Here is a 25,077-nt window from a genome sequence, read left to right on the forward strand (position 1 = left end):
GATCAACGTACGTCGATCGGTACGTCGACCGGTACGACGACGGCCGCCCCACCCCGCGGCGGAGCCTCCTGTGCCCGCCGCATCCCGCGCGAAGGCCACCAGCTCGCCTTGCCGAGCAGCAGCATGACCGACGGCAGGATCATGATCCGGATGACGAACGCGTCGAGCAGGACGGCCGCCGCCAGGACGAAGCCGATCTGCTTCATCTCGATCAGGTGCAGGAAGACGAAGCTGGCGAAGACCGTCACCATCACCACCGCGGCACTGGTGACCACGCTCGCCGAGCTGCCGATGCCGTCGAGCACCGCCTTGCGGGTGGGCACACCACGCAGTGTGGCCTCCCTGATCCGGCTCACCACGAACACCTGGTAGTCCATGGAGAGTCCGAAGAGGATCACGAACAGGAACAGCGGCACCCGCGATCCGATCGTCCCGGTGGAGTGGAAGTCCAGCAGCCCCTCGGCCCACTCACCCTGGAACACCAGCACCAGCAGTCCCAGCGCCGCCGCGGCGGACAGCAGGTTGAGGACGACGCCGACCAGCCCGAGCACCACCGAGCGGAACGCCGGCAACGTCATGACGAAGGTGACGGCCAGCAGCGCCCCGATGACCAGCGGCAGTCTGTCCCTCTGGTGTGCCGGGTAGTCGGCGTACCGCGCGACGTCCCCGGTCACCCCCGTCTCGGCGCCCGGGATCCGGCCGACCGTCCCGGGCACGTAGTCGTCCCGGAGGTGGGCGAGCGACTCCCGCGCCTCGTCCGAGTCGCCCAGGTGGGGAACGGACAGGCTCAGCACGCTGATCCGGTGGTCGGCCGAGGTCCCGAGCCGCGGCTCACCGGTGAACAGCCGGTCGGCCCGCGCGCGCCGGCCCAGCTCCCGCAGCTTCTCCGCCACCTCGCCGGCACGGTCCGCCTCCGCGCGGACGACGACCTGGTGGGTGACCCGCAGCTCGGGGAACGCCTCGTTCAGCCGGTCGTAGGTCCGCATGGCGGGGATGGCGCGCGAGTGGGTGTCCTGGCTCATCTCGGTCAGCTTCAGCCCGGCCACCGGGGCGGCGAGGGCGAGCATGGCCAGCGTCGAGACGCCCAGGGTGATCGCGGGGTGCTTGCTCGCGGGCCGCATCAGGACGGTCCACACCCGGCCGGTACCGGACGTCCGCGCCCAGCGGGACGGGCGCGTCCTGCGCGCCGCGCGGCGCTGGGCCCGGTGCCCGATCTTGACGAGCAGGGCGGGCAGCACGGTCAGCGAACTGGCCACGGCGACCAGGACGACGAGGACCGTTCCGGTGGCCAGCGAGGAGAAGATGACGTCGGAGGCCAGGTACAGCGTCGCCGTGGAGACGACGACCGCGAGCCCCGCGACCACGACCGCCCGCCCCGACGTCGCGGCGGCCAGCTCCACCAGCGCCTCGGGCCCGATCCGGCCGCCGGAACGCTCGCGTTCCTCCCGCTCCCGCTTGAGGTAGAAGAGGGTGTAGTCGACGCCGACCGCGAGGCCGATGAGCAGAATGACGTTGTTGCCGACCCCCGCGTCGGGAGAGACGTGCGAGGCGATCATCGACAGCCCCATCGCCGCGGCGATCGACGAGAGCGCCAGCAGCACGGGCACCAGCGCCGTGATCAGCGAACCGAACGCGATCAGCAGCGTGATCAGGGTGACCGGCAGGGTGATCTTCTCGGAGAGCGCCAGGTCACTGTCCCGCTGGCCGTCGGCGCCCTTGCCGACGGAGGGGTGCCCGGTCTCCTCCACCAGCAGCCGCGGGTTGCCCCTCTGCACGGCCTCCGTCTGCTCCCGCAGCGGATCGACGTGCTTCTGGGCGCCCAGTTCCGAGCCCTTCATGGTCACTTCGACCACGAGCGCCCGGCCGCTCTTCGCGGCGCGCGGGGCGGCGACCTTCTCGACCTCGGGCAGCTTCGCCATCCGCGCCACGACGTCCCGCGCGGCGGCGTCGGCGGCCGCCCGGTCCAGAGCGCCGGCCCTGGCCGATATCAACACCTGCTCTGTGGGCTTGCGTTCCAGATGGCCCTCGGCCGCCATCGCCTCGGCACGGCCGGCCTCGCCGACCCGGTAGTCCTCCGTGGTCGCGCTGTTCGTCCCGACCGCGATGCCGACGCCCAGGCACAGCACCACGAACGCCAGCCATCCGGCGATCGCGCGCCAGGGGTGCAGAGCGCTCCATCGAGCGGCGCGCACAGGTAGCTCTTTCATACGGAAGAGCCTGGTCGAACGGGGTCCGCCCGCGACAGCACCGCCCGGTTGTACTTCCCGTCCACCGGACGGTGGACCCCGGTGGTGGGGATGTCCCCACCAACCTCAAGGACACCCCCGGTACCCTCTTCCTGCCGGGCGGCGCGCCCGCCCGGTCGAAGGGCACGCCGGTCGCCGCCATCGGGGTGGCGGGGGCGCCCAGCGGCGACCTCGACGACAAGTACGCCCGGGGGCCGGTGTCGCGGCGCTGGGCGGCTGAGCGTACGCCCGCTCGTAAACTCCGGTGAAAGCGGCGCGAAACCGGCGGATGTGCGAATGCCGCGCGTCCGCTCGGTAACGGCCGGGCGTCTGGAGAATACGGCGGCGCGGCCCGCCCGCCGTATCACCGACGCCCCTACGCGAAAGCGCCGGAAAACAGCGAAACGCCGGTCCCCGCATCCGAGGATGCGGGGACCGGCGTCGAAGGTTCGCGATCAGGCGGGAACGATGTTCTCCGCCTGCGGGCCCTTCTGGCCCTGGGTCACGTCGAAGGTGACCTTCTGGCCCTCCTGGAGCTCACGGAAGCCCTGGGTGGCGATGTTCGAGTAGTGGGCGAACACGTCGGCGCCGCCGCCGTCCTGCTCGATGAAGCCGAAGCCCTTTTCCGCGTTGAACCACTTGACGGTGCCGGTAGCCATGATGTTTCTCCCTCAGGGAATGCTCTGGACCCGCACTGCGCGAGCCTCGCGTCGCCGCGATGATTTCCCCGTACGGAGAGACCCGGTCACGCCGAGCGCCCGCTCCGGCCGGAGAGCCGGGAGGCGCGTCTGGGTTTTCGGGAACCACAACTGCAACTGACATCGACGGTAGCACGGCACACCCCGCCCTGCGGAGGGAATTTTCCACCCGTCGGGAACGGCGGGAAAAAAGCGTGGGCGGCCCTTTTCGGGATTCTGCGACGGCGGAATGAGAAATGCGTATCGCATTACGCGGCATACGGTCGCCACCCCCGCCTGCTCACCGGCCCCGCCCGTCCCGCCGGTCGCCCGGACGGGCACCGAAAGCTATCGTGGCGACGACAGACATGCCTCCCGGCCCCTCCGTTCGATAGGGTCCGCGCGTGGCGCGACGCCGTCCGGCAGGCGCACCCCGCCGAACAGGCGGCGGCCGGCCGGCACCGTTCACCGGGCCGACGGCGATGACCCACCCGTGGGGCCCGGGCACGCACAGGCCCGACGCCCCTCCGAGGCCCCGACGAAGGGTGTGCATGGCTCCGGAGGCCCGTCTGAACGCCGCCGACAACCTCGACGACGACGATTACCCCGCCTACACGATGGGGCGCGCCGCGGAGATGCTCGGCACCACCCCCGCGTTCCTCCGCGCGCTCGGTGAGGCGCGGCTCATCACCCCGCTGCGGTCGGGCGGCGGCCACCGCCGCTACTCGCGCCGGCAGCTGCGCGTCGCCGCCCGTGCCCGCGAGCTCGTCGACCAGGGAACGCCGATCGAGGCGGCCTGCCGCATCATCACTCTGGAGGACCGGCTGGAAGAGGCCCTCCGCGTCAACCAGGAACTCCGGCGGAGCGGAAGCCGGCCGGACGCGAGCTGACGGGACGAACCCGGGCTGACGGGACGGACTCCGCGGCCCGCCCCGTGTCCCCGTGCCCGGCCGCGCCGATCGACGGCCGGGCACGAGAGCCCACGCCCGCGCCCGCGAGTCCGCTCGTCCGGCGGCGGTCGACACACCCCCGCCGCGCCGACGGGACCCTGTGAGGGCCCCGGGTCACCAGACGAGCGCGTCGGCGGGGTCCGTCTGCCAGTAGGTGACGGCGACCGAGTCGTCGATCCACGTACCGGCGGGCAGCGCGACCCTCGCCGACTCCCCGGCCGGACCGGACCCGTTGTCGAGGGCGACCCGGACAGCACGAGCCCAACGGCCGTGGCCGGAGCTCCCGTCGGCCGCGGAGAGCGCTGTTCCGGCGTACGCGGACTCGCCCGGCGCGAGGGTGACCACCGCCTGCGGCTTGCTGTCCTCCACGACGCCGGTCACCGACTGGTCGTCGTCGAAGCCGAGGTACGGGTGGGCGTAGGCATTGCACTTGGTCTTGCCGGTGTCGGTGAGGGTGAGGAGCTGGTGGTTGACCGGCCGGGGCACGTTCCGCACGGTCACCGTGGCATGGGCCACGGAACACGCGGCGGTCACGGGCGTCGCCGCCGGACGGGCCGCCGGCGCGGCCTGGCTCGTCCCGGCGGCGAGTGCGAGGGTGGTGACCTCGAGGAGAGAGGAGGCGGCGAGGCGCGAAGTACGCATGAGGGGACTCCTGTTGCCGAAGTGGACGTTCTTATCGGTCACCGCCGCGTCGTCATACCCCGGGCCCGGCAGCGCCTTTCCCGGATGACGCGCTCACAGGTGACCCGGGAGCGCCACGACCATCAGGACGGACGCGGCCGGCACTCTCAGGGCCACGACGTCGACGAGTTCGAGACGGAGGCGGAATCCGATCCGCGCGGCAGCTCCTGTTCCGACCGCGCCCGGCGGTGCGTTCGGGCCGCGGTCCGCGCCGACAGCCTGTGCCGTGGCGCGTTCCGGCGGCAAGGCGTGTCGCGCGCTTGGGGAAGCCGGAACGGCTGCATATAGTCCGACCTGGGAAGATGCCGCGCCCTGGAACGCGGATATGGGACGGGAAGAGCCTGTATGTCCGAGGGGATAGCCGAGTTCGCGGCCCGTTTACGGGAGCTGAAGGGCCGTTCGGGACAGAGTTACGGAGCCCTGGCCAAGCGGCTGCACATGAGCACGTCCACCCTCCACCGGTACTGCCACGGTGTCGCCGTGCCCACGGAGTACGCCCCCGTCGAGCGCTTCGCGCGGCTCTGCGGCGCCGCCCCGGACGAGCTCGTCGAGCTGCACCGCCGCTGGATCATCGCGGACGACGCCCGGCGCCGGAAGGCGCAGTCGCCCGCGGACGCGGCGCCGCACGGCGACGCGGGCGAGTCCGGTGGCGCGGACCGGCACCCCGAGGCGGAGACGCCCCCGGACGCGCAGGTGGCGCAGACATCCCGGCAGGCACAGACACCGCGGCAGGCAGAGACACCGCAAAAGGCCCAGGCACCGCAGGAGACTCAGGCGCCCGGGGAGACGCGGGCGGACCGGCGGGCCGCCGCCGACGCCGGCCCGGTCGCGTCCCCGGAGCCGGCAGCGACCGCCGGGGAGCCCGCCGAAACCCCGGCCGCGGCCCCCGCCCCGGCGGCCACACCCCCGGAGGGACCGAAACCGGCCGTTTCCGAAACGGCACCCGAAACGGAACCCGCATCCACGCCGGACGCCGCCCCCGACGAAGAAGCCACCGCCCCGGCCGTGCCGAAACCTTCCGCTCCGGGCCGGGTCCGGCAGGCGATCGGAGCCCGTGGCCCGAGAACGGCCTCCGCACGGCCGGCCACCGCCCGGAGCGGCTCCCGGAAGCGCGTCCGGCGCGCCCTGATCGCGGCGGCCGTGGCCGTCGCGGTCCCGGCGGCCGTCGTCGCCAGCTACGCCGCCACCAAACCCGGCTCCCGCGCGGACGCGAGCGCCGGCGGAACGCCGACGGGCGGGCCGGACCGGGCCCTCTCGGCCGACCGACGCCCCGGGGGACCGGGCTACGCTCCCACCCCGCCGGTCCCGGGCCTGTCCGGGCTGTCCAGTCCGGGCGCCACTGCCGTCCCGTCCACCCCTCCCTTCGCGGGCGGCGCCCCCGTCCCGGGCGGCCCGCAGGGCGACCCGTCGGACACCGCGCGCGAGCCCGCGGCCCCCGGGCCGACGCTCCCCGGGACCGGCACACCCGCCCCCGACGCGCCCTCCGGGACGCCCCTGACGGTGACCACCAGCCCGTACACCGTGATCGACCGGTGCGACCAGGTGTTCGTCACGGGCCGCACCCCGGCCGAAGTGCCCCCGCCCCCGCCGGACGGGAACGCGCGGGGCTGGGTGAGCGCGCTGCGCGCGGTGCCCGGCGGGCGGATGCAGATCGAACTGGCCGTCCAGGGCACGTCCCGGCAGGCGGTCGTGCTGCGCGCGCTCCATGTGCGCGTCGTGGGACGCACGGCGCCGCTGGCCTGGTCGGCCTATGTGATGGCGGACGGCTGCGGCAGCGGTGTCACACCGGCCACGCTCGACATCGACCTGGACCGCGACAACCCGCTCGCCCGGCCGGTGGCCGGCCGGCAGGGGGACATCCGCATCCCGGCGACGGACTTCCCGTACAAGACGTCCGCCACCGACCCCCAGGTCCTGGACGTGGTCGCCCACACCACCGGCCACGACGTGCAGTGGTACCTGGAACTGGAGTGGAGCAGCGGCGACCGGCACGGCACCCTGCGCATCGACGACCGCGGCCGGCCCTTCCGCACCACCGCGATCAAGGACCGCCCCCAGTACCTCTACCGGTCGGACACCGACGTCTGGGAGGCCCTGCCGGACTACGCGCGCAGGGAGTGACAGGCGTCCGGATCCGTCCGGCGCCCGAGGACCTACTCCTCCGGGGGCTCCTCCTCGTACGGAGTCTCCTCCGCGAGCCGCTCGCCGATGTCGTCGGCCCAGAACTGCGCCCAGCGCCGCACCGCCTCCGTGCCCGCCTCGTCCAGCCCGCAGGCGCTGAACTCGGCGTCACCGCGCCAGTCCAGCCCCTCCAGCCGGGCCTTCAGATCGGCGAGGTCGAAGGGGTCTCGGGCGTGCCGGCGCCCGAGTTCCTCCAGTTCGACGCGCGACCAGCGGTCCGACGCGGCGTGGACGTCGACGAGGTCGCGCGCGAGCCCCCGGTCGGCCAGCGCCCGGACCTTCGTCCCCACCACGTCCTCCACCGCGAGGACGCGTACGGCTCCGCTGCGGGCCGGCGGGCGCCACAGCGTCTCCTTGGCGATCCCGACCTCGCACTCCTCGTCGTTCAGGGAGTCCGTGACGACGAACCGCGCGGCGAGCGGCTCCGCCGCCGCGTCCCGCACCCGCCACCCGCGGGCCTCCAGCCCGGTGCGCACCGTCGCCAGGACGTCGGGCATGGGCGTCTGGGTGTCGGTGGCGAAGTCGAGACCGGGGCCGGCCCCGGGGTGACGTTCCCCGGGGCGGCCGGATCCCCGCGACAGGCCGTGGAACCGCGCCGCGAGCCCGCCGGCCAGGACGAGCGGGAACGCGGCGCCCACGTCGGAGACGTCGTCGAGCAGCCGCCGCCGCGTCCCGGCGAGGAGCGCGCCGAGGCGCGGGTCCTCCACCCGGTCGGACGGCGTGGACGGCACGGAGGGCACGGACGGCGTCGGGGGCGTGGGCGGCGAGTTCGTCATCACCCGGATTATCCGGCCGCACACCGCGAGCCGCGAGCCGCGGCGCCTCCCTGCTCGTCCCCACTCGTCCCTACGCGCTCGCGCCCCCGTCCACCACCAGGTCGTGTCCGACCACGAACGCCGCGTCGTCCGAGGCCAGCCACGCCACCGCGGCGGTGATCTCCCCGATCTCCGCGACCCGTCCGATCGGCACCACGGCCCGTACCCGCGCGTCGCGCTCCTCGACCGTCTCGCCGGGACGGAAGGACATCGGCGTGTCCGTGCCGCCCGGGCTCACGGCGTTGATGCGCACGCCCTCGGCTATGTACTCGCGCGCGGCGGTCCGGGTGAGGACCGACACCGCGGCCTTGGACGCGGCATAGGCGCCCAGGCCCGGCCGGCGGGCGTGGAAGCCGATGTTGGAGGCGGAGTTGACGATGGCACCGCCGCCGTGGGCGCGCATGTGCTCGATCTCGTACTTCATCGAGAGCCAGACGCCGGTGGTGTTGACCGCGAGGACGGACGCCCACGCGTCCTCGTCCTGTTCGGCCACCGGAGCCGGCCTGCCGAAGACGCCGGCGTTGTTGAAGGCGATGTGCAGGCCGCCGTGGCGTTCCACGGCCGTGGCCACCATGGCCGCCGCGTCGGCGGCGCGGGTGACGTCCGCGACCACGGCGGAGCCCCGGCCTCCGGCGGCCTCGATCAGCCGGACGGTCTCCTCCAGGTCGGCCGGGGTGGGCCCGGCCACGACCACGGTGGCGCCACCGCGGGCGAAGGTCAGCGCGGCCTGCCGGCCGATGTTCCTCCCGCCGCCGGTCACCAACGCCACCTTCCCGGCGAACCGTTCGGGATCGGCGGGCGTGCGGGAGGGACGGGCGGTGGGTGCCGTAGCAGGCAGGGACGGATGGCTCATGACGCATACTCCTCGGTTTCCGGTGGTGGAACGGTGCTGGTGGTCCATGCGGCGGAGGGGGATCAGGGGACGGGACCGGCCCCACCGCCTCCCCCGCCGTCGCGCTCCCCGTCCGGCCCGCCCCGCCGCAGCGCGTACGCGACGAGCGCCGCCCCGCCCGCGCACACCGCCGCGGCCACCGTCAGCCCGTACCCGTACCCGGCCGACACGGCTTCGGCCGCGGCCGTTCCGCCGTCCCGCAGGCGGTCCGCGCGGGTGGCCGCGAGGGTCACCAGGACGGCCAGGCCGACCGTCGGCCCGACCTCCATGACGGTGTTGACGACGCCGCCGGCGAGCCCGGCCCGGTCGTCCCGCACCCCCTCCAGGGCGGCGACCGTCGCCCCGGAGAAGACGCAGGCGATGCCGACGGGGAGGAGGAGCAGCCCGGCCAGGGTGCCGCCGAGGTACGGCGTGTCCGCGCCGAGCCGGCCGAGCAGCAGCAACCCGCCCGCGCAGAGCACGAGTCCGCCCGCCGTGACGAACCGCGCCCCCCGGTTCCGGACGGCCCACGCCGCGAGCGGGCCCGCCGCCAACTGCGCCGCACCGAAGGGCAGGAAGGCCGCGGAGGTCAGCAACGGCGTGGCGGAGCGCACCTCCTGGAAGTACAGGGAGAGGAAGAAGAAGATCGCGGACATCGCGGCGGAGCCGACCAGAATCGCTCCCAGGGCCGCCGCCCGCCGCCGCGACATCAGGAACCCCAGCGGCAACAACGGCTCCCGGACTCTCAGTTCCACCACGACGAAGGCGACGAGCAGCAACAGCCCGGCGACGACCGGAACCCACACCCGCGGCGCGCCCCACGCCCGTTCGCCCGCCTCGACCAGGCCGTGACTCAGCACCGACAGCCCGGCCGTCACCAGGACGGCCCCCGGCACGTCCAGCCGGACCCGGACCGGCGCCGGGCCCGCGGGCAGCACGCGCGGCGCGGCGAGGACGACGCACAGCGAGACGGCGGCCGGGACGGCGAACGTCCACCGCCAGGACGTCCAGGTGGTCACGGCGCCCGAGAACAGCGTGCCCGCCGTCGCCCCGAAGCCGCCCAGCCCGCCCCAGACGGCCAGGGCGCGGGCACGCCGCGCCGCGTCCGGGTACAGGGACCGGACGAGCGTCATGGCGGAGGGCGCCGCGAGGGCCGCGCCGGCGCCCTGGGCGAACCGGGTCGCCAGGAGCGTGCCGAAACCGGGGGCGAAGGCCGACGCCGCGGAGGCCGCCCCGAAGACCGCGACGCCGGCGACGAGCAGCCGGCGGCGCCCGTAGAGGTCGGCCAGCCGGCCGCCGAGCAGCAGCAGGCCGCTGAAGGACAGCCCGTAGGCGGCGCTGACCAGGGTCAGCCCGGCCCCGGAGAGACCCAGGTCGCGCTGGACGGCCGGCAGGGCCGGGGAGAGCATCGTGATGGCGAGGATCAGGACGACCTGGACGGCGCCCAGCAGGACGAACGCGGGCGCGGTGGCACGAAGTGGTCCCGCGGCGCGTGCGGCGGCTGACGAGGGCATGCGAGAACTGTCGGCCGGAGCCCGGCGGGGTCCTAGCCGTGCCGGGAGAGTACGTCAGGTGCGCGCCGGGCCCCCAGGGTGCGCCCCGCATGCGCGGAAGCCGCCCCCGGGAGGGCCGGGGGCGGCTTCGCCGTGATGCCGACGGGTCAGTGCGAGCGGTTGTGGTCGGCGTTGAACGACAGGATCGCGACGTTGTCCAGGAAGTGGGACAGCGGGTCGTCGCCGTCGTTGATCGTCGAGTTCTCGGTGCACATCTGCTGCTGCTGCGAGGACAGGATCGGAATGTCCTGCAGGCCGATGTTCACCAGGCCGACGACGTCCTGGAGGTTCAGCCTTCCGATGGCGATACACGGCTTGTTGAACGAGCCGTTGATGAGACCCATCTGGGGGCTCATATAACCGCCGGTGTAAGTGTTTCCGTACATCTGGACGGCCTGGTTGCCATTGGCGACGTCCTGGCTGCGGGGTCCGTCTGCCAGGGCGGGGCCGACGGAGCCGCCGACTGCCGACGCCGTCAGGGCGGCCGTGGCCACTACCTTCTTGATCACAATGGTTCCTTCGCTCTGGTCGATTAAACGAGCGCTACTTGCCTAACTCGGCGCAGTGGGGGAAGTTTCGGGCTTCATTCATTCGGGCCTCCGTCATTCGGCCCACGGCCGGCGCCGCGGTACGCGGCTTTTCCCCCTGCGCCCGGCTCGTTTCCACCGGAACCCGAGCCGTACCGCCGCCCGGAAAACGGAAACCCCCTGCCGCGGGGCCCGCACACCCGCAGCAGGGGGGAATCCCGTGCTCGTTCTTACCAGAGCCGGCCGTTGGCCGAGCCGTTGCCCGAGATGATCGGGATGTCGTCGAGCAGGTGCGACAGCGGGTCATCGCCGTCGTTGATGGACGAGTTGTCGGTGCACTGCTGCTCCTGCTCCGACGAGAGGATCGGGATGTCCTGGAGCCCGATGTTGATGAGGGCCACGATGTTCTGGATGTTGGCCCGGCCCAAGCCGATGCACGGCTTGTTCAGCGTGCCCTGGATCAGGCTCATCTGCGGGCTTTCCTTGCCCCCGGTCTTGGTGTTGCCGTAACCGGTCTTCGCGCCGTTCGCGTTGGCGATGTCCTGCGAGTCGTGACCCACGGCCATCGCGGGGCCGCTGATGGCTCCGACCGTGGAGACCGTCAGTGCGGTCGTGGCGAGTACCTTCTTGAGCACGTCCATAGCCTTTCGATCGTGTAGCGCCCCCACTGAGAAAGCGATCTGGATAACTTCGACCGGAAGGAGAGGTTCCGGGGTTTCACTCATTCGAGCCAGTGAGCGCACGGGGTCGGAAGGGTAAAGAGGCGGGACGCTTCCGGTACGAAAAGAGGCTGGTCTTCGCGGACGCTTTCCGGGCATCCCTTCCGGGCATCCGTCACGATTTCCCGGGTGCCTGACGATGTGATTTCCGTGATGCGGGGAAACGCGGGGAGGGGGGAATGGGGCGTGCGCCGGTCAGGCCCAGCCCTGCCAGCTCGTGGGGGCGGTGAATCCCGTCGGACGCCAGCGGGCCGGGGTGCACGACAGGCCGTACTCGGAGATCTCGGGGGCGGGTCCCGCCCCGAGGACGGCCTCGGGCTCGGGGCCGGCGTCGCAGCCCGTGGCGGCGCAGGCCAGGAGCACGGTGGTCACGGCGGCGAGTTCCTCCTCGCCCGCGACGCCCTTCTCGACCCTCACGAACATGTCGGTCATAGCCGTTCCACTTCCTCGGCGCAGCGGACGTCCGTGCGGCGACGCCGCGAGTGTCCGGTTCTTCCACCGTGCTCCCACCGGCGGCGGGGAGGAACCCCGGTACCTCCGAACGGGTGACGGCGGGAGCGCCGGGCGGTTCGCGCATCCGGATGAACCGTTCCGCCGGCCGTCCGCCGCCGGACCGGGTCCGGGCCACCGGCGGCCCGCCCGAAGAACGGCCGAAGAGCGGCCACAGAGCCGCCGAGGCGCGCCCTTCAGCGGTCCGCGAGGCCGGTCCGGGCGGCCGCGGTCCGCGGCCGCGGTCCCGGACGGAGGGGGCGCGCGGCCCGGCGCCGTCCCGCCGCGGGCGGCGCCGGCGCACCCATGGGCGGCCGTCCGCAGGGTAGGAGGCCCGGGAGCCGATGGTTTCCTGAGCCATGATCTCTCTCCTTGCGGGCGGACGCCGCCGCGGGGAGACGCTCCGACGACGGAAGTACGGGCACAGCGGAACGAAGGAGAGCAGGGACCACATGGGCAGCACCCCCCACACGCGCAGGAGCGACACCCGTGAGCGCATCCAGCGGACCGCGCTCGACCTCTTCGTCACCCGGGGCTACGAGAAAACCTCCCTGCGGGAGATCGCCGAGCGGCTCGGAGTCACCAAGGCGGCGCTGTACTACCACTTCAAGACGAAGGAGGACATCCTCGTCGCCATCTCGGACCAGGTGGGGGCGCCCGTGGACGAGCTGATCGCCTGGGGCGAGGGCCGGCCGTCCACGCTGGAGACGAAGCGCGAACTCCTGTGCCGCTACAGCGAGAAGCTGCGGGAGGCGGTGCCGGTGTTCCGCATCCTGCAGGAGAACCAGGCGTCGCTGCGGACGCTGGACATCGGGGCCCGGCTCAGAGAGCGGGTCACCCGGCTCTCCCGGCTGATCCACTCGGGCGCCGACGACCTGGCCACCCGGGTGCGCTGCGCCAGCGCCCTGCTCACCGTCCACTTCGGGGCCCTGGCCCTGGACGACCTGGCGGGCGACCCCGAGGAGCGGCGGCTCGCCGCGCTGACCGTCGCCCTGGAGATCCTGGACACGACGGCCCCCGGCCCGGCCGCGGCGACCGCCTGACGTCCCGTACCGGGGGCCGGCCGCGTATGCGCCCCTTACGGCCCGGGGTGGCCGGGCCGTAAGGGGCGGGGACCCGTAGGGGGCATGCGCCCCTTACGGGTCCGGGATCCGGGATCCGGTCAGCCGACCCCGACGGGGGCAGGGGTCGGTGCCGGCCCGGTGGTCTCGTCCGCGCGGAGCCGCTCGGCCTCGGCCAGGGCCCGGGCGCCCCGGCCGGGGGCGATGTCGAGGCGGGCCAGCACGGAGGGCACGGCGACGCTCGGCATCACGTGCTCGTACAGCGAGATGGCGCGGCGTTCCAGGTCGGCGCGGCCGGTCACGACCTGGGACATGATGTTGATGCCGGCGTAGGCGCCGACGATCAGCTCCGCCGTGTCGGCGGGCACCACGTGCGGCAGCACCTCGCCGCGCTCCTTGCCCTCGGCGAGGACACGGCTGTGCACCTGGCTCCAGCCGTGGAACGGGCCGCTGCGGTTGAGCGAGGTCGAGCCGTGCTCCAGGGTGAGCCGGACGCTGCCGCGCAGCAGCGGATCCGTCCGGAGGCGGTGGGCGAAGACCAGCCCCATGTCGACGAGTTGCTGCATCCTCGACGTCACCAGCGGCTCGGGGATGGCCGGCGACTCGGTCAGCTGGGCGTCTATGACGGCCAGGGCGAGGTCTTCCTTGGAGGCGAAGTGGAAGTAGAGCGCGCCCTTCGTCACCTCGGCCCGCGTCAGGATCTCGGTGATGGTCGCCGCGTCGTAACCCCGTTCGTCGAACACCGCCGCGGCCGCTTCCAGGATCGTCCGGCGCGTTCTGATCGCGCGGTCCTGCTTTGCCACGGTCTGCCTCCGAATCGATAGCCCGCCCACCGCGCGGCCGACGACGGGGCGGCGCATGACCGTGTCGTCCGACGCCTTGACGCGCTCCCCGAAGCAAACCGACGCGTACGTATCGTAAGTCGCCCGGCAAGCGCGGACCCGCCCGGGGAGTTCGCGGAACGAGCCTACGCAGCCGAGGTCGCCCGGCGCGACGGTGAACCGGCCATGTACGGCGGCCCGCGGCCGGTGCCGGAGCATGAAGAACCGCCGGACACCGACCGGTTGGTATGGAACCGCGCCGCGTCCGCGACCGGCGGCGGCGCTACGACCCCGGGCTCGGCCTCGGCCGGGCGCGATGACGGCCCGTCGCGGCTCCCGGCGCGCGTGGGCCGAAGTCCACGCGCGGCACGGCGGATTGCGACGGGCCGGAGATGATGCGGTCGCTACGGAAGGGAGTTCGAGGCCGGCAGCGGTGGCGCGGGGGGGGTGCGGCCGGCCGGCCCGCGGTGGCGGGACGGGCGTCCGGACCGGGGTGCGGCCCGACGGCCGGCGCCGAGGAGCGGAACGGGTGTTCGGATCCGAGGTATGGAGTCGCGCGTCGAAGTCGAGGGTCAGGGCTGAATGTTGCCGATCATGTAGCAAACGATCGCGATCACTATGAGGGCCAGAACGACAACGGTCTTTCTTTCCTTGCGCGTCATGGATTCCATCACGCCTCCCAGACAACAGCCGGTGATTCGGACCGCCCTGACCAGGAAACTACTCGTGATGGGAGGGCGACACTACGGATGCATCGAAAGTCTGAGCTGGACTTGAGGTTGCCCCTCCGGTTGCCCGTGCGCCGGACATATGACCGTTTGGACCACCGGACCCATCCGGGTTCTCGTCCTCCGTTCCGCCCGATACCCGCACGTTCTGTCGTTATGGTCTGCCGTGCCGTCGCCTGTCGGCGGCCCGACCGAGGGAGATCACAGCGGGATGACTCTCAGCCTCACCGGAACCGCCTTCTTCGCCCTGCTCGTCGCCTTCACGGTGCTGTCCGTCCTGGCCACGCTGCTGTTCTGGGCGAGGATCCCGGGCCCCGGAGCGGTGCGCTGGGCGGCCCGCGTGCTGTTGATCGTCGCATGCCAGCTCACCGCGATCTGCACGGTGGCCACCTGGATCAACACGAGTTACGGCCTCTACGCGTCGTGGGACGACCTGCTGGGCCGCACGGACGGAGCCGGGCCCATCGCCATGCAGGGGCCGCCCGCCGAGCACGCCCAGTTCGCCGAGGACGACCACGGCATGCGGGAGACGTACTTCCACGGCACCCGGTCCGCCCTGTCGGGGCAGGTCCTGGTGTGGACGCCGCCGGAGTACGACGACCCCCGCTACCGCCGCGCCACGTTCCCCGTCGTGATGCTGCTGCACGGGGTGCCGGGGACGCCGCAGTCGTGGATCGACCAGGGCCGGATGCCCCGGTCCTACCGGAAGCTGCTCGCCGAGGGGCGGACCCGCCCGTTCATCCTCGCCGTGCCGGTCATCAACCCCGGCGGGCGGGACACCGACTGCTCCGACGCGTCCGGGCGGAAGGTCGCGACATGGCTCGCCCGGGACGTCCCCGAGCTCGTCCGGCGGCACTTCCGGGCGGCGCCGCAGCCCGGGTCGTGGGGGCTGCTGGGGATCTCCACCGGCGGCTTCTGCGCGGCGAAGCTGCCGCTGCAGTTCCCCCGGGTCTTCGCCGCCGGCGCGGCCCTCGACCCCGACCCGCTCAACGGTGACGGCGGGGCCCTCGCCGACCCCGCCCTGCGGCAGCGCAACAGCCCCACCTGGCTCGTCGGTCACACGAAGGCCGATGTGTCCCTCTTCCTCGCGACCTCGCGCCAGGACCGCGACAGTCCGCCCGCCTACATCGAGGAGTTCCAGCGGGAGGCGGCGAGCAGCCGGGTGCGGCTGAAGACGATGCTGCTCGACAAGGGGGGCCACAACTACCGCACCTGGTCGGCGCTCTACCCGGAGGCCTTCGCCTGGCTCGCCCAGCAGCTGCCGGGCGGCCCGCCGGCGCGCTGATGCCGGGGCGGGCCGGGGCTGGGGCGGGCACGGCGTGCGGCGTACGCCGTGGCGGTGGCGAGGACGTCAGTCCCGCTCGCCCTCCTCGTCGCCCGGCCGGTCGTCGCCCTGCCCCCGCGGGGCGGCGTCTCCGTCGGCCTTCCCGTCGTCGGCGTTTCCGGCACCGGCCTTGTCGTCGGCCTTCACCTCGGCGTCCTTGCCGCCGGCCTTCCCGGCGTCCTCCTGCTTCTTCTCCTCCTGCTTCTTCTCCTCCTGCTTCTTCTCCTCGCCCGGCTTCTTCCCGCCCTCCGTGTCCTGCGGGAACGTGAGCTCCTTGCTCATCCACTCCATCACCGGCCCGATCTCCCGGCGCCAGGTGGAGAACTGGTGGCTGCCCTCGGGCAGGACGATCGTCGCGGTGCGGAGCTTCTTCTCGTTGGCCAGGCGCAGGAACTCCTCGGTGTCGTGGAAGTTCTTCTCGCCCTTGCGGCTGGTCGCGAGGAGCAGGGAGACGGGCGGGGTCGGGAGGTTGCGGAGGCGCCACATCAGGTCGTGCTCGCGCTTGCGCTGCTTGCCCTTCTCGCCGCCGCCGAAGAGGTCGCCGGTGGCGATGTCGTTCTTGACCGAGAGGTCCCCGGAGAGGGAGGCGGCCACCGGGTAGACGTCAGGGGCACGCATCGCGAGCTGGAGGGCGCAGGTGCCGCCGGTGGAGTAGCCCATGATGCCCCAGCCGGTGGCGTCCTGGCCGACGCGGTAGGTGCTGCGCAGCGCGTCGGGGAGGTCCTTGGTGAGGAAGGTCTCGGCCTGCGGGCCGTCCGGCACGTCGACGCACTCGGTGTCGCGGGGCTGGGCGATGGTCGGGCTGATCATCACGATGACCGTAGGGGCCATCTTCTTCTCCTCCAGGAGGCGGGCCGCGTTCAGCGGGACCTGGAGGTTGCGGGCGAGGCTGACCCGGCCGCCCGGGTAGCCGCTGACGACGACCATCACGGGGAAGTGGGCGCGCTCGTACTGCTTCTGGAAGTACTCGGGCGGCAGGTAGACGTACGCGGAGTTGACGGCCAGGGTCCGCTTGCCGATGACGCGGACCGAGCGGACGGCGCCCACCTTGTCCTCGGGGCCCTTGGGGTACCCGGCGAACTTCTCGACCTTCTCACCGCCGGTGGGCTGGATCAGGCCGTCCTTCGTCTCGCTGACCGAGGCGCGGGGGCCGGTCCCGCTGTTCATCTGCGTCACGTTGACGGGGGCCTTGTCGACGCGGCCCAGCAGCTGGTTCCAGGTGCCGAAGAAGCCGACGCTGGAGTTGACCACCAGCAGCACCGCGGCCATGATCGACAGCTGCGTGAGCAGGATGGCGCCGAGCCGGCCGAAGACGGGCAGCGGTCCCCGCCCGGAGAGCCGCGGCCAGATCCACACCATGAGAGCCACACACAACACGGCGGCGAACGCCACCGTGTACATCAGCGACCTGCTGGTCAGGCCCATGCGGTGCTCACTCCCTGCCTCCGATTTCCGTGGGTACTCACGTTCGGTTCCGCCGGTTCATCGGATAAGAGGCGAGAAAGGGGCGGCAGGGTTGCCCTGCCCCCCGTTTCTTCCTCGGCCCTTCCCTGCCCGTTTCCTGCCCGTTTCCCGTTCGAGTCCCCGGCTTCCCCGGTGGTTCCCGCGAGGGAAGGGACGCCCCGACAGCCCCGGACACCTGCCCGGGACACCGGCGCGGTCTGGCCGAACGCGGCCTTCCGCCGGATGGTGGAGAAAGGTTCCGCGGGGGCGGACCGGGACACCGGTGGAGGTGGAGGGCATGCCGAACGACGCCGCCAGGGCGGTCACCTCGGGGGCGAACCCCTGGCTCAGTGGCTTGTTCGAGCCGGTGCGCGAGGAGATCACGGCCCTCGACCTCCCGGTGACCGGCCGGCTGCCGGACGCGCTGCGCGGCCGCTACCTGCGCAACGGGCCGAACCCGCTCCAGGTGGACGATCCGGGCTCCCACCACTGGTTCTCCGGGGAGGGCATGGTGCACGGCGTCCGGCTGCGGGACGGGCGGGCCGCCTGGTACCGCAACCGCTGGGTGCGCTCCGACGCGGTGGCCCGGCGGCTGGGCGAGAAGGTGCTGCACGGGCCCCGGCACCTGGTGGACTTCGCGCCCAACACCCACGTCCGCCGGTTCGCCGGGCATCTGCTGACCCTGGTCGAGGGCGGGGCGCTCCCCTACGAGCTGGACTCCGAGCTGGACACGGTGGGCCCGTTCGACTTCCACGGGACGCTGCCCGGCGGGCTGGCCGCGCACACGGTCCTCGACCCGGCCACCGGCGAGCTGCACGCCCTCGCCTACTGCCCGGCCTGGCCGTACGTGCAGTACCTGGTCGCCGGGACGGACGGCCGGATCCGCCGGCACGTCGAGGTGCCGGTGACGGGCCGGCCGATGATGCACGACTTCTCGCTCACCGAGCACCACGTCCTGCTCTACGACCTGCCGGTCGCTTTCACCCTCGGCCCCGGCCTCTCGGTGACCGCCTTCGGCTGGGACCCGGACCGCCCGGCCCGGCTCGGGGTGCTCCCCCGGGAGGGGACCGCCCGGGACGTGCGCTGGCTGGAGCTGGAGCCGTGCTTCGTCTACCACGCCATGAACGCCTACGAGCGGGACGGGCTGATCACCGTCCATCTCGCCCGCTACGAGCGGCTGTTCGACGGCACCCGCAAGGGTCTGGACAAGCAGCCCGCCCACCTGGAGCGCTGGACCGTGGACCCGGCCGCGCGGACCGTCCGGCGGCTCCGGCTGGACGACCGCGCGGTGGAGTTCCCGCGGATCGACCCGCGCCGGCCGACCCGGGAGCACCGCTACGGGTACGCGGTGCGCGAGCCGCTGGGCGAGGACCGGGCCGGGTTCGGCGTCGGGCTGCTCAAGTACGACCTGGAGCGCGGGACATGCGACGAGTACCCCGTCCCGCCGGGCGGCGACGTCGGCGAGGGCGTGTTCGTCCCGGCGGCGCCCGGGGCGGCGGAGGACGACGGGTGGGTGCTGGCCTACGCCTTCGATCCGGAGCGCGGGGCCACCGACCTGCTGGTGCTGGCCGCCCAGGACCTGGCGGCGGGGCCGGTCGCCCGGGTACACCTGCCGGTGCGGGTGCCGGTCGGGGCGCACGGCGATTGGATCCCGGATCCGGGGTAGACGAAGGGCAGCGCTCCGGTGGCTGGACAAGGACCCGGCGCACGGGGCCGGCCCCGGCTCCGGACCCGGTGCAATCGGGACCAGCGAGGAGCACGTTACTGACGAGGCGTTAGAGCTAGCCTTACCGGAGTCGCACAGTAGGTACATTCCAGACAAAGGTAAGGATTTCTCCTCATGGGAATTCGCAGCCTGCTGCGGAACGCGTTCGGCCGGTCGAAGACGGGTGACGACGGAAGGCCGGGCCTCCCCCAGCAGAGCACCGCCCCCGCGCCGGAGCCGGCCCCGGCCGCAGCCACGGCGTCGGCCCCAGCCGCCACGACGTCCGCGGCCCGTACGGCCTCCAAGGCCCCCAAGGGCTCCAAGGTCCCGGCGTCCGTCCCCGCCCAGACCACCACCGACCGGGTCCCCGACCCCGGCCCGCTGCACCCCGTCCCCGGGCCGCCCACCCCGGGCCCGCGCCCCGATCCGGTGCCGGACCCGGAGCCCGCCCCGACGCCGATGCCCGAGCCCAAGCCCGTACCGCAGCCGGAGCCCGTACCGACCCCGGACCCCAACCCGGTGCCCGAGCCGGCGCCGGGCCCCGAGCCGGAGCCTTCGCCGGCGATGACGGCGGCGGCCGCGGCCCCGGCGGCCGTGGCGGCGCCGGTCGCGCCCACCGCCCCGGCCGCCGCCCCGGGCCCCGCCCCCGCCGACGGCGAGCGCGGTTCCGCCATCAGCCTGGAGAAGGTCGAGAAGTCCGCCCCCGGCCTGGTCAGCCTCTACAAATCGGCGGGCGTCTCGCTGCGCAAACGCGGCCTCGCCGGGCAGCGGGCCGCCGTCTACCTCGTTCTCGACCGCTCCGGCTCGATGCGCGAGTACTACAAGGACGGCAGCGTGCAGCGCCTCGCCGAGCAGGTGCTCGGCCTCTCGGCGCACCTCGACGACGACGGGATCGTGCCCGTCGTCTTCTTCTCCACCGAGGTCGACGGCGTCGCCGAGCTCGACCTCACCGACTACGCGGGCCGCATCCAGGAACTGCACTCCTCCCTCGGGCACATGGGCCGCACCAACTACCACCTCGCCATGCGCGAAGTGATCAAGCACTACAAGAAGTCCGGCGCCACCGACCCGGCGTTCGTCGTCTTCCAGACGGACGGTGGCCCCTACAGCAAGTCCGCCGCCGAGAAGGCCCTCTGCGAGGCCGCGAAGCTGCCGATCTACTGGCAGTTCGTGGCCTTCGGCGACCCCGAGGGCAAGGGCTTCGACTTCCTGCGCAAGCTGGACGCGCTGCCCGTGCCGGAGCGCCGCGCGGTGGACAACGCGGGCTTCTTCCACGCGGGCCGCGACCCCAAGGGCCTCGCCGACGACCTGCTCTACGAAGAGCTGACGGCCGGCTTCCCCGCCTGGCTGGAGGAGGCCCGCGAGGCCCGCGTCATCCGGCAGCGCACCCGCTGATCCCCGGCCCCGACGCCCCTCGCCCCCGCAGGACCCACCCGGGAGCCGTCCCAGCCGGACGGGGACGGCTCCCGGAGCCGGGGAATCCGGCAATTGGGGCGACAGAGAGTAACCACCTCACCGATCGCACCGCGTAAGCATGACGCCCGGACAGATCACCCTCCGTACTCCGCCTCTCGCCGATCAGAAGCCGTTGAAGTGGGCATCGTAGGAATGTGAACGATGAATTCCCCCTCGGCAGCTACGTCGTCGACACCCGCACCGGCCGGCTCGGGCAGGTCATGGACACCCATGCCGGTTACGTTCAGCTACGGCCGCCGCGCGGTGGGATCGAGTGGTCCTGCCCGCCGTCGGCCATCCGGTTCCCGTCCGACGCCGAGGCGGAGGCCCAGGTTCCGGCGCAGTCCCAGGCCGGTGCGGCGGGCCGCGGACGGATCGGTGGCCGGACCGGCGGACGGACCGGTGGCCGGCCGGGTGACCGGTCCGGCGGCGGGGCGGACGCGGGCGGCAACGCCGGGGAGCGCGGCCGGAGTCGGTGAGCCCGCGCCGCGCCTCCCGCCCCGGCCCCCCAGGCGGCGCGCTCCGCCCGCGCGCCCGACACGGGACCGTCAATAATGCCGCGCTGCCGCCGCCTGGCACTCGGATACGCTAAAGGTGCCTGTGGACACAGGGTCACAGGCTCCGTACCCGAGCACCGACCAGGGAGCAGCCGGCATGGCTCGACACCTCATCACCAGCGCCCTTCCGTACATCAACGGGATCAAGCACCTGGGCAACATGGTGGGGTCCATGCTCCCGGCGGACGTGTACGCGCGCTACCTGCGCCAGACCGGGCGCGAGACGCTCTACATCTGCGCCACCGACGAGCACGGCACCCCGGCCGAACTGGCCGCGAAGGAGGCCGGCCTGCCGGTGGACGCGTACTGCGCCCAGCAGCACGAGGCGCAGAAGGCGATCTACGACGGCTTCGGCCTCTCCTTCGACTACTTCGGCCGCAGCTCGTCCGCGCAGAACCGCGAGATCACCCAGCACTTCGCGCGGCAGCTGCAGAAGAACGGGTTCATCGAGGAGCGCGCGATCCGCCAGGTGTACTCGCTGGCGGACGAGCGCTTCCTGCCCGACCGCTACATCGTGGGCACCTGCCCGCACTGCGGCTACGACAAGGCGCGCGGCGACCAGTGCGAGAATTGCACGCGCGTGCTGGACCCCACGGACCTGATCGACGCCCGTTCGGCGATCAGCGGCAGCAGCGACCTGGAGGTGCGGGAGACCAAGCACCTGTTCCTGCTCCAGTCCAAGCTCCAGGGCGAGGTCGAGGCGTGGATCGACGAGCAGGGCAAGGACTGGCCGGTCCTCGCCTCGTCGATCGCCCGCAAGTGGCTGACCGAGGGCCTGCACGACCGGGCCATCACCCGCGACCTGGACTGGGGCGTCCCGGTCCCGGCCGACACCTGGCCGGAGCTGGCGGCCGAGGGCAAGGTCTTCTACGTCTGGTTCGACGCTCCGGTCGAGTACATCGGCGCCACCAAGGAGTGGGCCGACGAGCTGCCGGCGGAGCGCGACTGGAAGTCGTGGTGGTACGAGGCGACGGACGTCCGCTACACCCAGTTCATGGGCAAGGACAACGTCCCGTTCCACACGGTGATGTTCCCGGCGACGGAGATCGGCACCCGCGAGCCGTGGAAGCGGGTCGACTACGTCAAGGCCTTCAACTGGCTGAACTACTACGGCGGCAAGTTCTCCACCTCGCAGCGGCGCGGCGTCTTCACGCACGACGCACTGGAGATCCTGCCGGCCGACTACTGGCGCTACTTCATGATGGCCAACGCCCCCGAGTCGGACGACACCTCGTTCAGCTGGGAGCTGTTCTCCGCGACGGTCAACAAGGACCTGGCCGACGTGCTGGGCAACTTCGTCAACCGCGTCCTGTCCTTCTCCCGCAAGCGGTTCGGCGACGAGGTGCCGGCCGGCAGCGAGGCGGGCGCGGCCGAGACGGAGCTGGGCCGGGAGGTCGCGCGGCTGCTCGCCGAGTACGAGGGCCACATGGAGGAGATGCAGTTCCGCAAGGCGGCGCAGGCGCTGCGCGCCCTGTGGAGCGCGGGCAACTCCTACCTGGAGACCAAGGCCCCCTGGCTGGAGATCAAGACCGACCCGGACGCGGCGGCGCTGACGCTGCGCACGGCGATGAACCTGATCCACCTGTACTCGGTGGTCTCCGAGCCGTTCATCCCGGCGACGGCCGCCGCGATGCGCTCGGCGTTCGCGCTCACCGGCGACGACCGGACCTGGGTGACGCAGGACGAGGCCCGCTCGCTGTCGTCCGTCCCGGCCGGTACGCCGTTCACCGTGCCGCCGGTGCTCTTCGCGAAGATCACGGAGGAGGACCTGGAGTCCTACCGCGAGCGCTTCGGCGGGGGCGACGAGGCGGCCTGATCCGCTCCTCGCACCCTTACGCGCAGGGCCCGGGACCTCAGGTTCCGGGCCCTGTCCCGTACCCGGTCGACGCGCGTTGATCGTTCGGCAATCGTTCGTTGAGCGGGGCGCGCCAGGCTGTGAGGTGTTGGCCGTGGGGGAGACCGAAGGAAGACCGGACCAGTGTTGGATGACCGAATCACCGTGAGCGTGCACGCCTCCGACGAGGTGGGCCGCGCCCGCCTCGTCCGCGGCCTGCGGACCCTGCCCGCCCTCCGGGTCGTGAGGAACGGCGCGGCGGTGCAGATCCTGCTGCTCGGGCGGCACGACCGCGACGCCGCGGGCGAGCTGCGCCGGCGGAGCGCCGGAAGCTGGGCGCCGCTGCTGGTGGTGGCCGACGGGCTCGGCGACGCGGAGCTGATGGCGGTGTGGGAGTACGGCGCGCGGACCGTCCTCCCGATGCACCGGGTCACCCCGCGGCGGCTGGGCCGGGCGGTGCACGCCGCGGCCGGCTGCTGTCCGCCGGAACCGCTGCCGGATCTCGGTGTGCTGGTGTGAGCCGGCCGACGGCTCCCCACGGGGGTGGGGGCCGCCCCGGGCACCCCGGACACCGGAGCGCCGGTACCGGAAGGACAACACGGAAGGGCCCGGCACATCGGCGCCGGGCCCCTCGTCGTACCTCAGCCGGACGGCCCCCGGTTACTTCACCGTCGGCGGCTTGCGCAGCGACAGGTGGAGTTCCTTCAGCCGGGAGTCGTCGACCTCGCTCGGGGCGCCCATCAGCAGGTCCTGGGCGTTGCCGTTGAGCGGGAAGGCGATGGTCTCGCGGATGTTGGGCTCGTCGGCCAGCAGCATCACGATGCGGTCGACGCCCGGGGCGATGCCGCCGTGCGGCGGGGCGCCGAACTTGAACGCGCGGAGCATGCCGCCGAACTCGCGCTCGACCTCCTCCTGCGAGTAGCCGGCGATCCCGAACGCCTTGTACATGACCTCGGGCTCGTGGTTCCGGATGGCGCCGGAGGAGAGCTCGACGCCGTTGCAGACGATGTCGTACTGCCAGGCGAGGATGTCCAGCGGGTCCATCGTCTCCAGGGCCTCGAGGCCGCCCTGGGGCATGGAGAACGGGTTGTGGGAGAACTCGATCTTGCCGGTCTCCTCGTCCTTCTCGAACATCGGGAAGTCGACGATCCAGCAGAACCGGAAGACGTTCTCCTCGAACTGGCCGGCGCGCTTGGCGGCCTCGACGCGGACCGCGCCCATGATCTTGGAGACCTCGTCGAACTCGCCGGCGCCGAAGAAGACGGCGTGGCCGGCGGCCAGGCCGAGCCGCTCGGTGAGGACCTTGACGTTCTCCTCGGTGAGGAACTTGGCGATCGGGCCGGACAGCGTCCCGTCCTCGCCCACGCGGACCCAGGCCAGGCCCTTGGCACCCTGCTCGACGGCGAACTCGCCGAGACCGTCGAAGAACTTGCGCGGCTGGTCCTGCACGGACGGCACCGCGAGGGCGCGCACGTGCTTGCCGGCGAACGCCTTGAACTCCGAGCCCGCGAAGACATCGGAGATGTCCACCAGTTCCAGCTTGGCCCGCAGGTCCGGCTTGTCGGAGCCGTACTTGAGCATCGCCTCGCGGAACGGGATGCGCGGGAACGGCGAGGTGACGTGGCGGCCGTTGCCGAACTCCTCGAAGAGCTCGGTCATGACCTTCTCGATCACCTGGAAGACGTCCTCCTGCTCGACGAAGGACATCTCCATGTCGAGCTGGTAGAACTCGCCCGGCGAGCGGTCGGCGCGGGCGTCCTCGTCGCGGAAGCAGGGCGCGATCTGGAAGTAGCGGTCGAAGCCCGCGATCATCAGCAGCTGCTTGAACTGCTGCGGCGCCTGCGGCAGCGCGTAGAACTTGCCGGCGTGCAGCCGGGACGGCACCAGGAAGTCGCGCGCGCCCTCGGGGGAGGTGGCGGACAGGATCGGGGTGGCCAGCTCGTTGAAGCCCTGCGCGGTCATCTTCTCGCGGATGGCGCGGATGACGGCGCCGCGCAGCATGATGTTGCGGTGCATGCGCTCGCGGCGCAGGTCGAGGAAGCGGTACTCCAGGCGGCGCTCCTCGTTGACGCCGTCCTCGGTGTTGATCGTGAAGGGCAGCGGCTCGGCGGCGCCGAGCACCTCGACCTCGGTGACCTCGACCTCGATCTCGCCGGTGGGCAGGTCGGGGTTGACGTTCTCGGCGCCGCGGCTCATGACCCGGCCGTCGATACGGACGACGGTCTCCTTGGTGAGCCGGCCCAGCGCCTCGTTGGCGGGGGTGCCGGGGCGGGCGACGAGCTGCACGAGACCGTGGTGGTCGCGGAGATCGATGAAGAGGATGCCGCCCAGGTCGCGCCGATTGTGCAGCCAGCCACTCAGCCGCACGTCGGTGTCGACGTCAGCCGCACGGAGCTCGCCGCAGGTGTGGGACCGGTAACGATGCATCGTTCATCCAAGTCGTGGTCGAAGGCGTGGTTCG

At 72.6% G+C, this 25,077-nt stretch carries 21 protein-coding genes and 1 pseudogene; 10 read left to right on the forward strand and 12 right to left on the reverse strand.

Translation table 11 applies throughout. The features are described from left to right. Positions 1–2 precede the first annotated feature (2 nt). Entirely contained in the window at positions 3–2,207 is a 2,205-nt protein-coding gene (locus tag ACH4PU_RS07465; protein ID WP_398267454.1) for an MMPL family transporter, read from the reverse strand. A gap of 101 nt (positions 2,208–2,308) precedes the next feature. On the opposite strand from ACH4PU_RS07465, the pseudogene ACH4PU_RS07470 reads away from it, so the two are divergent. Next, positions 2,309–2,466 (forward strand): annotated as a pseudogene (locus tag ACH4PU_RS07470) (heme-binding protein); the annotation flags it as partial. A 214-nt stretch (positions 2,467–2,680) separates the two neighbouring features. Here the strand turns inward: ACH4PU_RS07470 and ACH4PU_RS07475 are convergent. Continuing rightward, positions 2,681–2,884: a cold-shock protein gene (locus ACH4PU_RS07475; protein WP_010986199.1), complete on the reverse strand. Its 204-nt coding sequence runs from the start codon at positions 2,882–2,884 to the stop codon at positions 2,681–2,683. Between the two features lie 569 nt (positions 2,885–3,453). Here ACH4PU_RS07475 and ACH4PU_RS07480 point away from each other — a divergent pair. Beyond that, positions 3,454–3,792 carry a MerR family transcriptional regulator gene (locus ACH4PU_RS07480; RefSeq protein WP_398267457.1) on the forward strand — a complete coding sequence of 113 codons (339 nt, stop codon included), beginning with the start codon at positions 3,454–3,456 and terminating at the stop codon, positions 3,790–3,792. Between the two features lie 174 nt (positions 3,793–3,966). On the opposite strand, the gene ACH4PU_RS07485 is transcribed toward ACH4PU_RS07480, so the two are convergent. Next, on the reverse strand, positions 3,967–4,494 hold the full coding sequence (locus ACH4PU_RS07485) for a DUF4232 domain-containing protein (RefSeq protein WP_398267460.1): 528 nt from the start codon (positions 4,492–4,494) through the stop codon (positions 3,967–3,969). Positions 4,495–4,878: 384 nt separating this feature from the next. Between ACH4PU_RS07485 and ACH4PU_RS07490 the strand changes: the two genes are divergently transcribed. Then, a complete protein-coding gene (locus ACH4PU_RS07490) occupies positions 4,879–6,654 on the forward strand; it encodes a helix-turn-helix domain-containing protein (protein ID WP_398267463.1) in 1,776 nt (591 codons plus the stop codon). Positions 6,655–6,686: 32 nt separating this feature from the next. Here the strand turns inward: ACH4PU_RS07490 and ACH4PU_RS07495 are convergent, their stop codons facing one another. From ACH4PU_RS07495 to ACH4PU_RS07520, 6 genes are all read right to left on the reverse strand, one after another. Further along, positions 6,687–7,493, reverse strand: coding sequence for a nucleotidyl transferase AbiEii/AbiGii toxin family protein (locus ACH4PU_RS07495; protein ID WP_398267466.1), 807 nt, complete (start codon positions 7,491–7,493; stop codon positions 6,687–6,689). A 67-nt stretch (positions 7,494–7,560) separates the two neighbouring features. Further along, on the reverse strand, positions 7,561–8,382 hold the full coding sequence (locus tag ACH4PU_RS07500) for an SDR family NAD(P)-dependent oxidoreductase (protein WP_398267470.1): 822 nt from the start codon (positions 8,380–8,382) through the stop codon (positions 7,561–7,563). A 62-nt stretch (positions 8,383–8,444) separates the two neighbouring features. Beyond that, complete coding sequence (locus ACH4PU_RS07505; RefSeq protein WP_398267473.1) at positions 8,445–9,914, reverse strand: MFS transporter; 1,470 nt, start codon at positions 9,912–9,914, stop codon at positions 8,445–8,447. A 146-nt stretch (positions 9,915–10,060) separates the two neighbouring features. Next, positions 10,061–10,462 carry a rodlin gene (locus ACH4PU_RS07510; RefSeq protein ID WP_398267476.1) on the reverse strand — a complete coding sequence of 134 codons (402 nt, stop codon included), beginning with the start codon at positions 10,460–10,462 and terminating at the stop codon, positions 10,061–10,063. 248 nt (positions 10,463–10,710) lie between these two features. Next, the gene (locus tag ACH4PU_RS07515) at positions 10,711–11,115 is read right to left on the reverse strand and encodes a rodlin (protein ID WP_398267479.1); all 405 of its coding nucleotides are present in this window, start codon (positions 11,113–11,115) and stop codon (positions 10,711–10,713) included. A gap of 279 nt (positions 11,116–11,394) precedes the next feature. Next, the gene (locus tag ACH4PU_RS07520; RefSeq protein ID WP_351505912.1) at positions 11,395–11,631 is read right to left on the reverse strand and encodes an acyl-CoA carboxylase subunit epsilon; all 237 of its coding nucleotides are present in this window, start codon (positions 11,629–11,631) and stop codon (positions 11,395–11,397) included. A gap of 509 nt (positions 11,632–12,140) precedes the next feature. Here ACH4PU_RS07520 and ACH4PU_RS07525 point away from each other — a divergent pair. Further along, positions 12,141–12,731, forward strand: coding sequence for a TetR/AcrR family transcriptional regulator (locus ACH4PU_RS07525; protein WP_398267484.1), 591 nt, complete (start codon positions 12,141–12,143; stop codon positions 12,729–12,731). 119 nt (positions 12,732–12,850) lie between these two features. Here ACH4PU_RS07525 and ACH4PU_RS07530 read toward each other — a convergent pair whose 3' ends face one another. Continuing rightward, positions 12,851–13,552 (reverse strand): ScbR family autoregulator-binding transcription factor, encoded by a 702-nt coding sequence (locus ACH4PU_RS07530; protein ID WP_398267487.1) that lies wholly within the window; start codon positions 13,550–13,552, stop codon positions 12,851–12,853. 957 nt (positions 13,553–14,509) lie between these two features. Between ACH4PU_RS07530 and ACH4PU_RS07535 the strand changes: the two genes are divergently transcribed. Next, entirely contained in the window at positions 14,510–15,583 is a 1,074-nt protein-coding gene (locus tag ACH4PU_RS07535) for an alpha/beta hydrolase (protein WP_398267490.1), read from the forward strand. 66 nt (positions 15,584–15,649) lie between these two features. On the opposite strand, the gene ACH4PU_RS07540 is transcribed toward ACH4PU_RS07535, so the two are convergent. Beyond that, positions 15,650–17,047: an alpha/beta hydrolase gene (locus tag ACH4PU_RS07540; protein WP_398267493.1), complete on the reverse strand. Its 1,398-nt coding sequence runs from the start codon at positions 17,045–17,047 to the stop codon at positions 15,650–15,652. Between the two features lie 316 nt (positions 17,048–17,363). Here ACH4PU_RS07540 and ACH4PU_RS07545 point away from each other — a divergent pair, with 316 nt between their 5' ends. The 5 genes from ACH4PU_RS07545 (at position 17,364) to ACH4PU_RS07565 (ending at position 23,135) form a co-directional block, all read left to right on the forward strand. Continuing rightward, a complete protein-coding gene (locus tag ACH4PU_RS07545) occupies positions 17,364–18,731 on the forward strand; it encodes a carotenoid oxygenase family protein (protein WP_398267496.1) in 1,368 nt (455 codons plus the stop codon). Between the two features lie 174 nt (positions 18,732–18,905). Continuing rightward, positions 18,906–20,165, forward strand: a complete 1,260-nt coding sequence (locus ACH4PU_RS07550) for a VWA domain-containing protein (protein ID WP_398267499.1) — start codon at positions 18,906–18,908, stop codon at positions 20,163–20,165. Between the two features lie 215 nt (positions 20,166–20,380). Beyond that, entirely contained in the window at positions 20,381–20,704 is a 324-nt protein-coding gene (locus ACH4PU_RS07555) for a hypothetical protein (protein WP_398267502.1), read from the forward strand. A 175-nt stretch (positions 20,705–20,879) separates the two neighbouring features. Further along, positions 20,880–22,598 (forward strand): methionine--tRNA ligase, encoded by a 1,719-nt coding sequence (metG, locus tag ACH4PU_RS07560; RefSeq protein WP_398267505.1) that lies wholly within the window; start codon positions 20,880–20,882, stop codon positions 22,596–22,598. A gap of 162 nt (positions 22,599–22,760) precedes the next feature. Beyond that, a complete protein-coding gene (locus tag ACH4PU_RS07565) occupies positions 22,761–23,135 on the forward strand; it encodes a DNA-binding response regulator (protein ID WP_398267508.1) in 375 nt (124 codons plus the stop codon). 141 nt (positions 23,136–23,276) lie between these two features. On the opposite strand, the gene aspS is transcribed toward ACH4PU_RS07565, so the two are convergent. Continuing rightward, a complete protein-coding gene (gene aspS / locus ACH4PU_RS07570; protein ID WP_398267511.1) occupies positions 23,277–25,043 on the reverse strand; it encodes an aspartate--tRNA ligase in 1,767 nt (588 codons plus the stop codon). Positions 25,044–25,077 lie beyond the last annotated feature (34 nt).

Origin of the sequence: Streptomyces sp. NPDC021100 (assembly GCF_044333095.1) — a bacterium.
Taxonomy (GTDB): domain Bacteria; phylum Actinomycetota; class Actinomycetes; order Streptomycetales; family Streptomycetaceae; genus Streptomyces.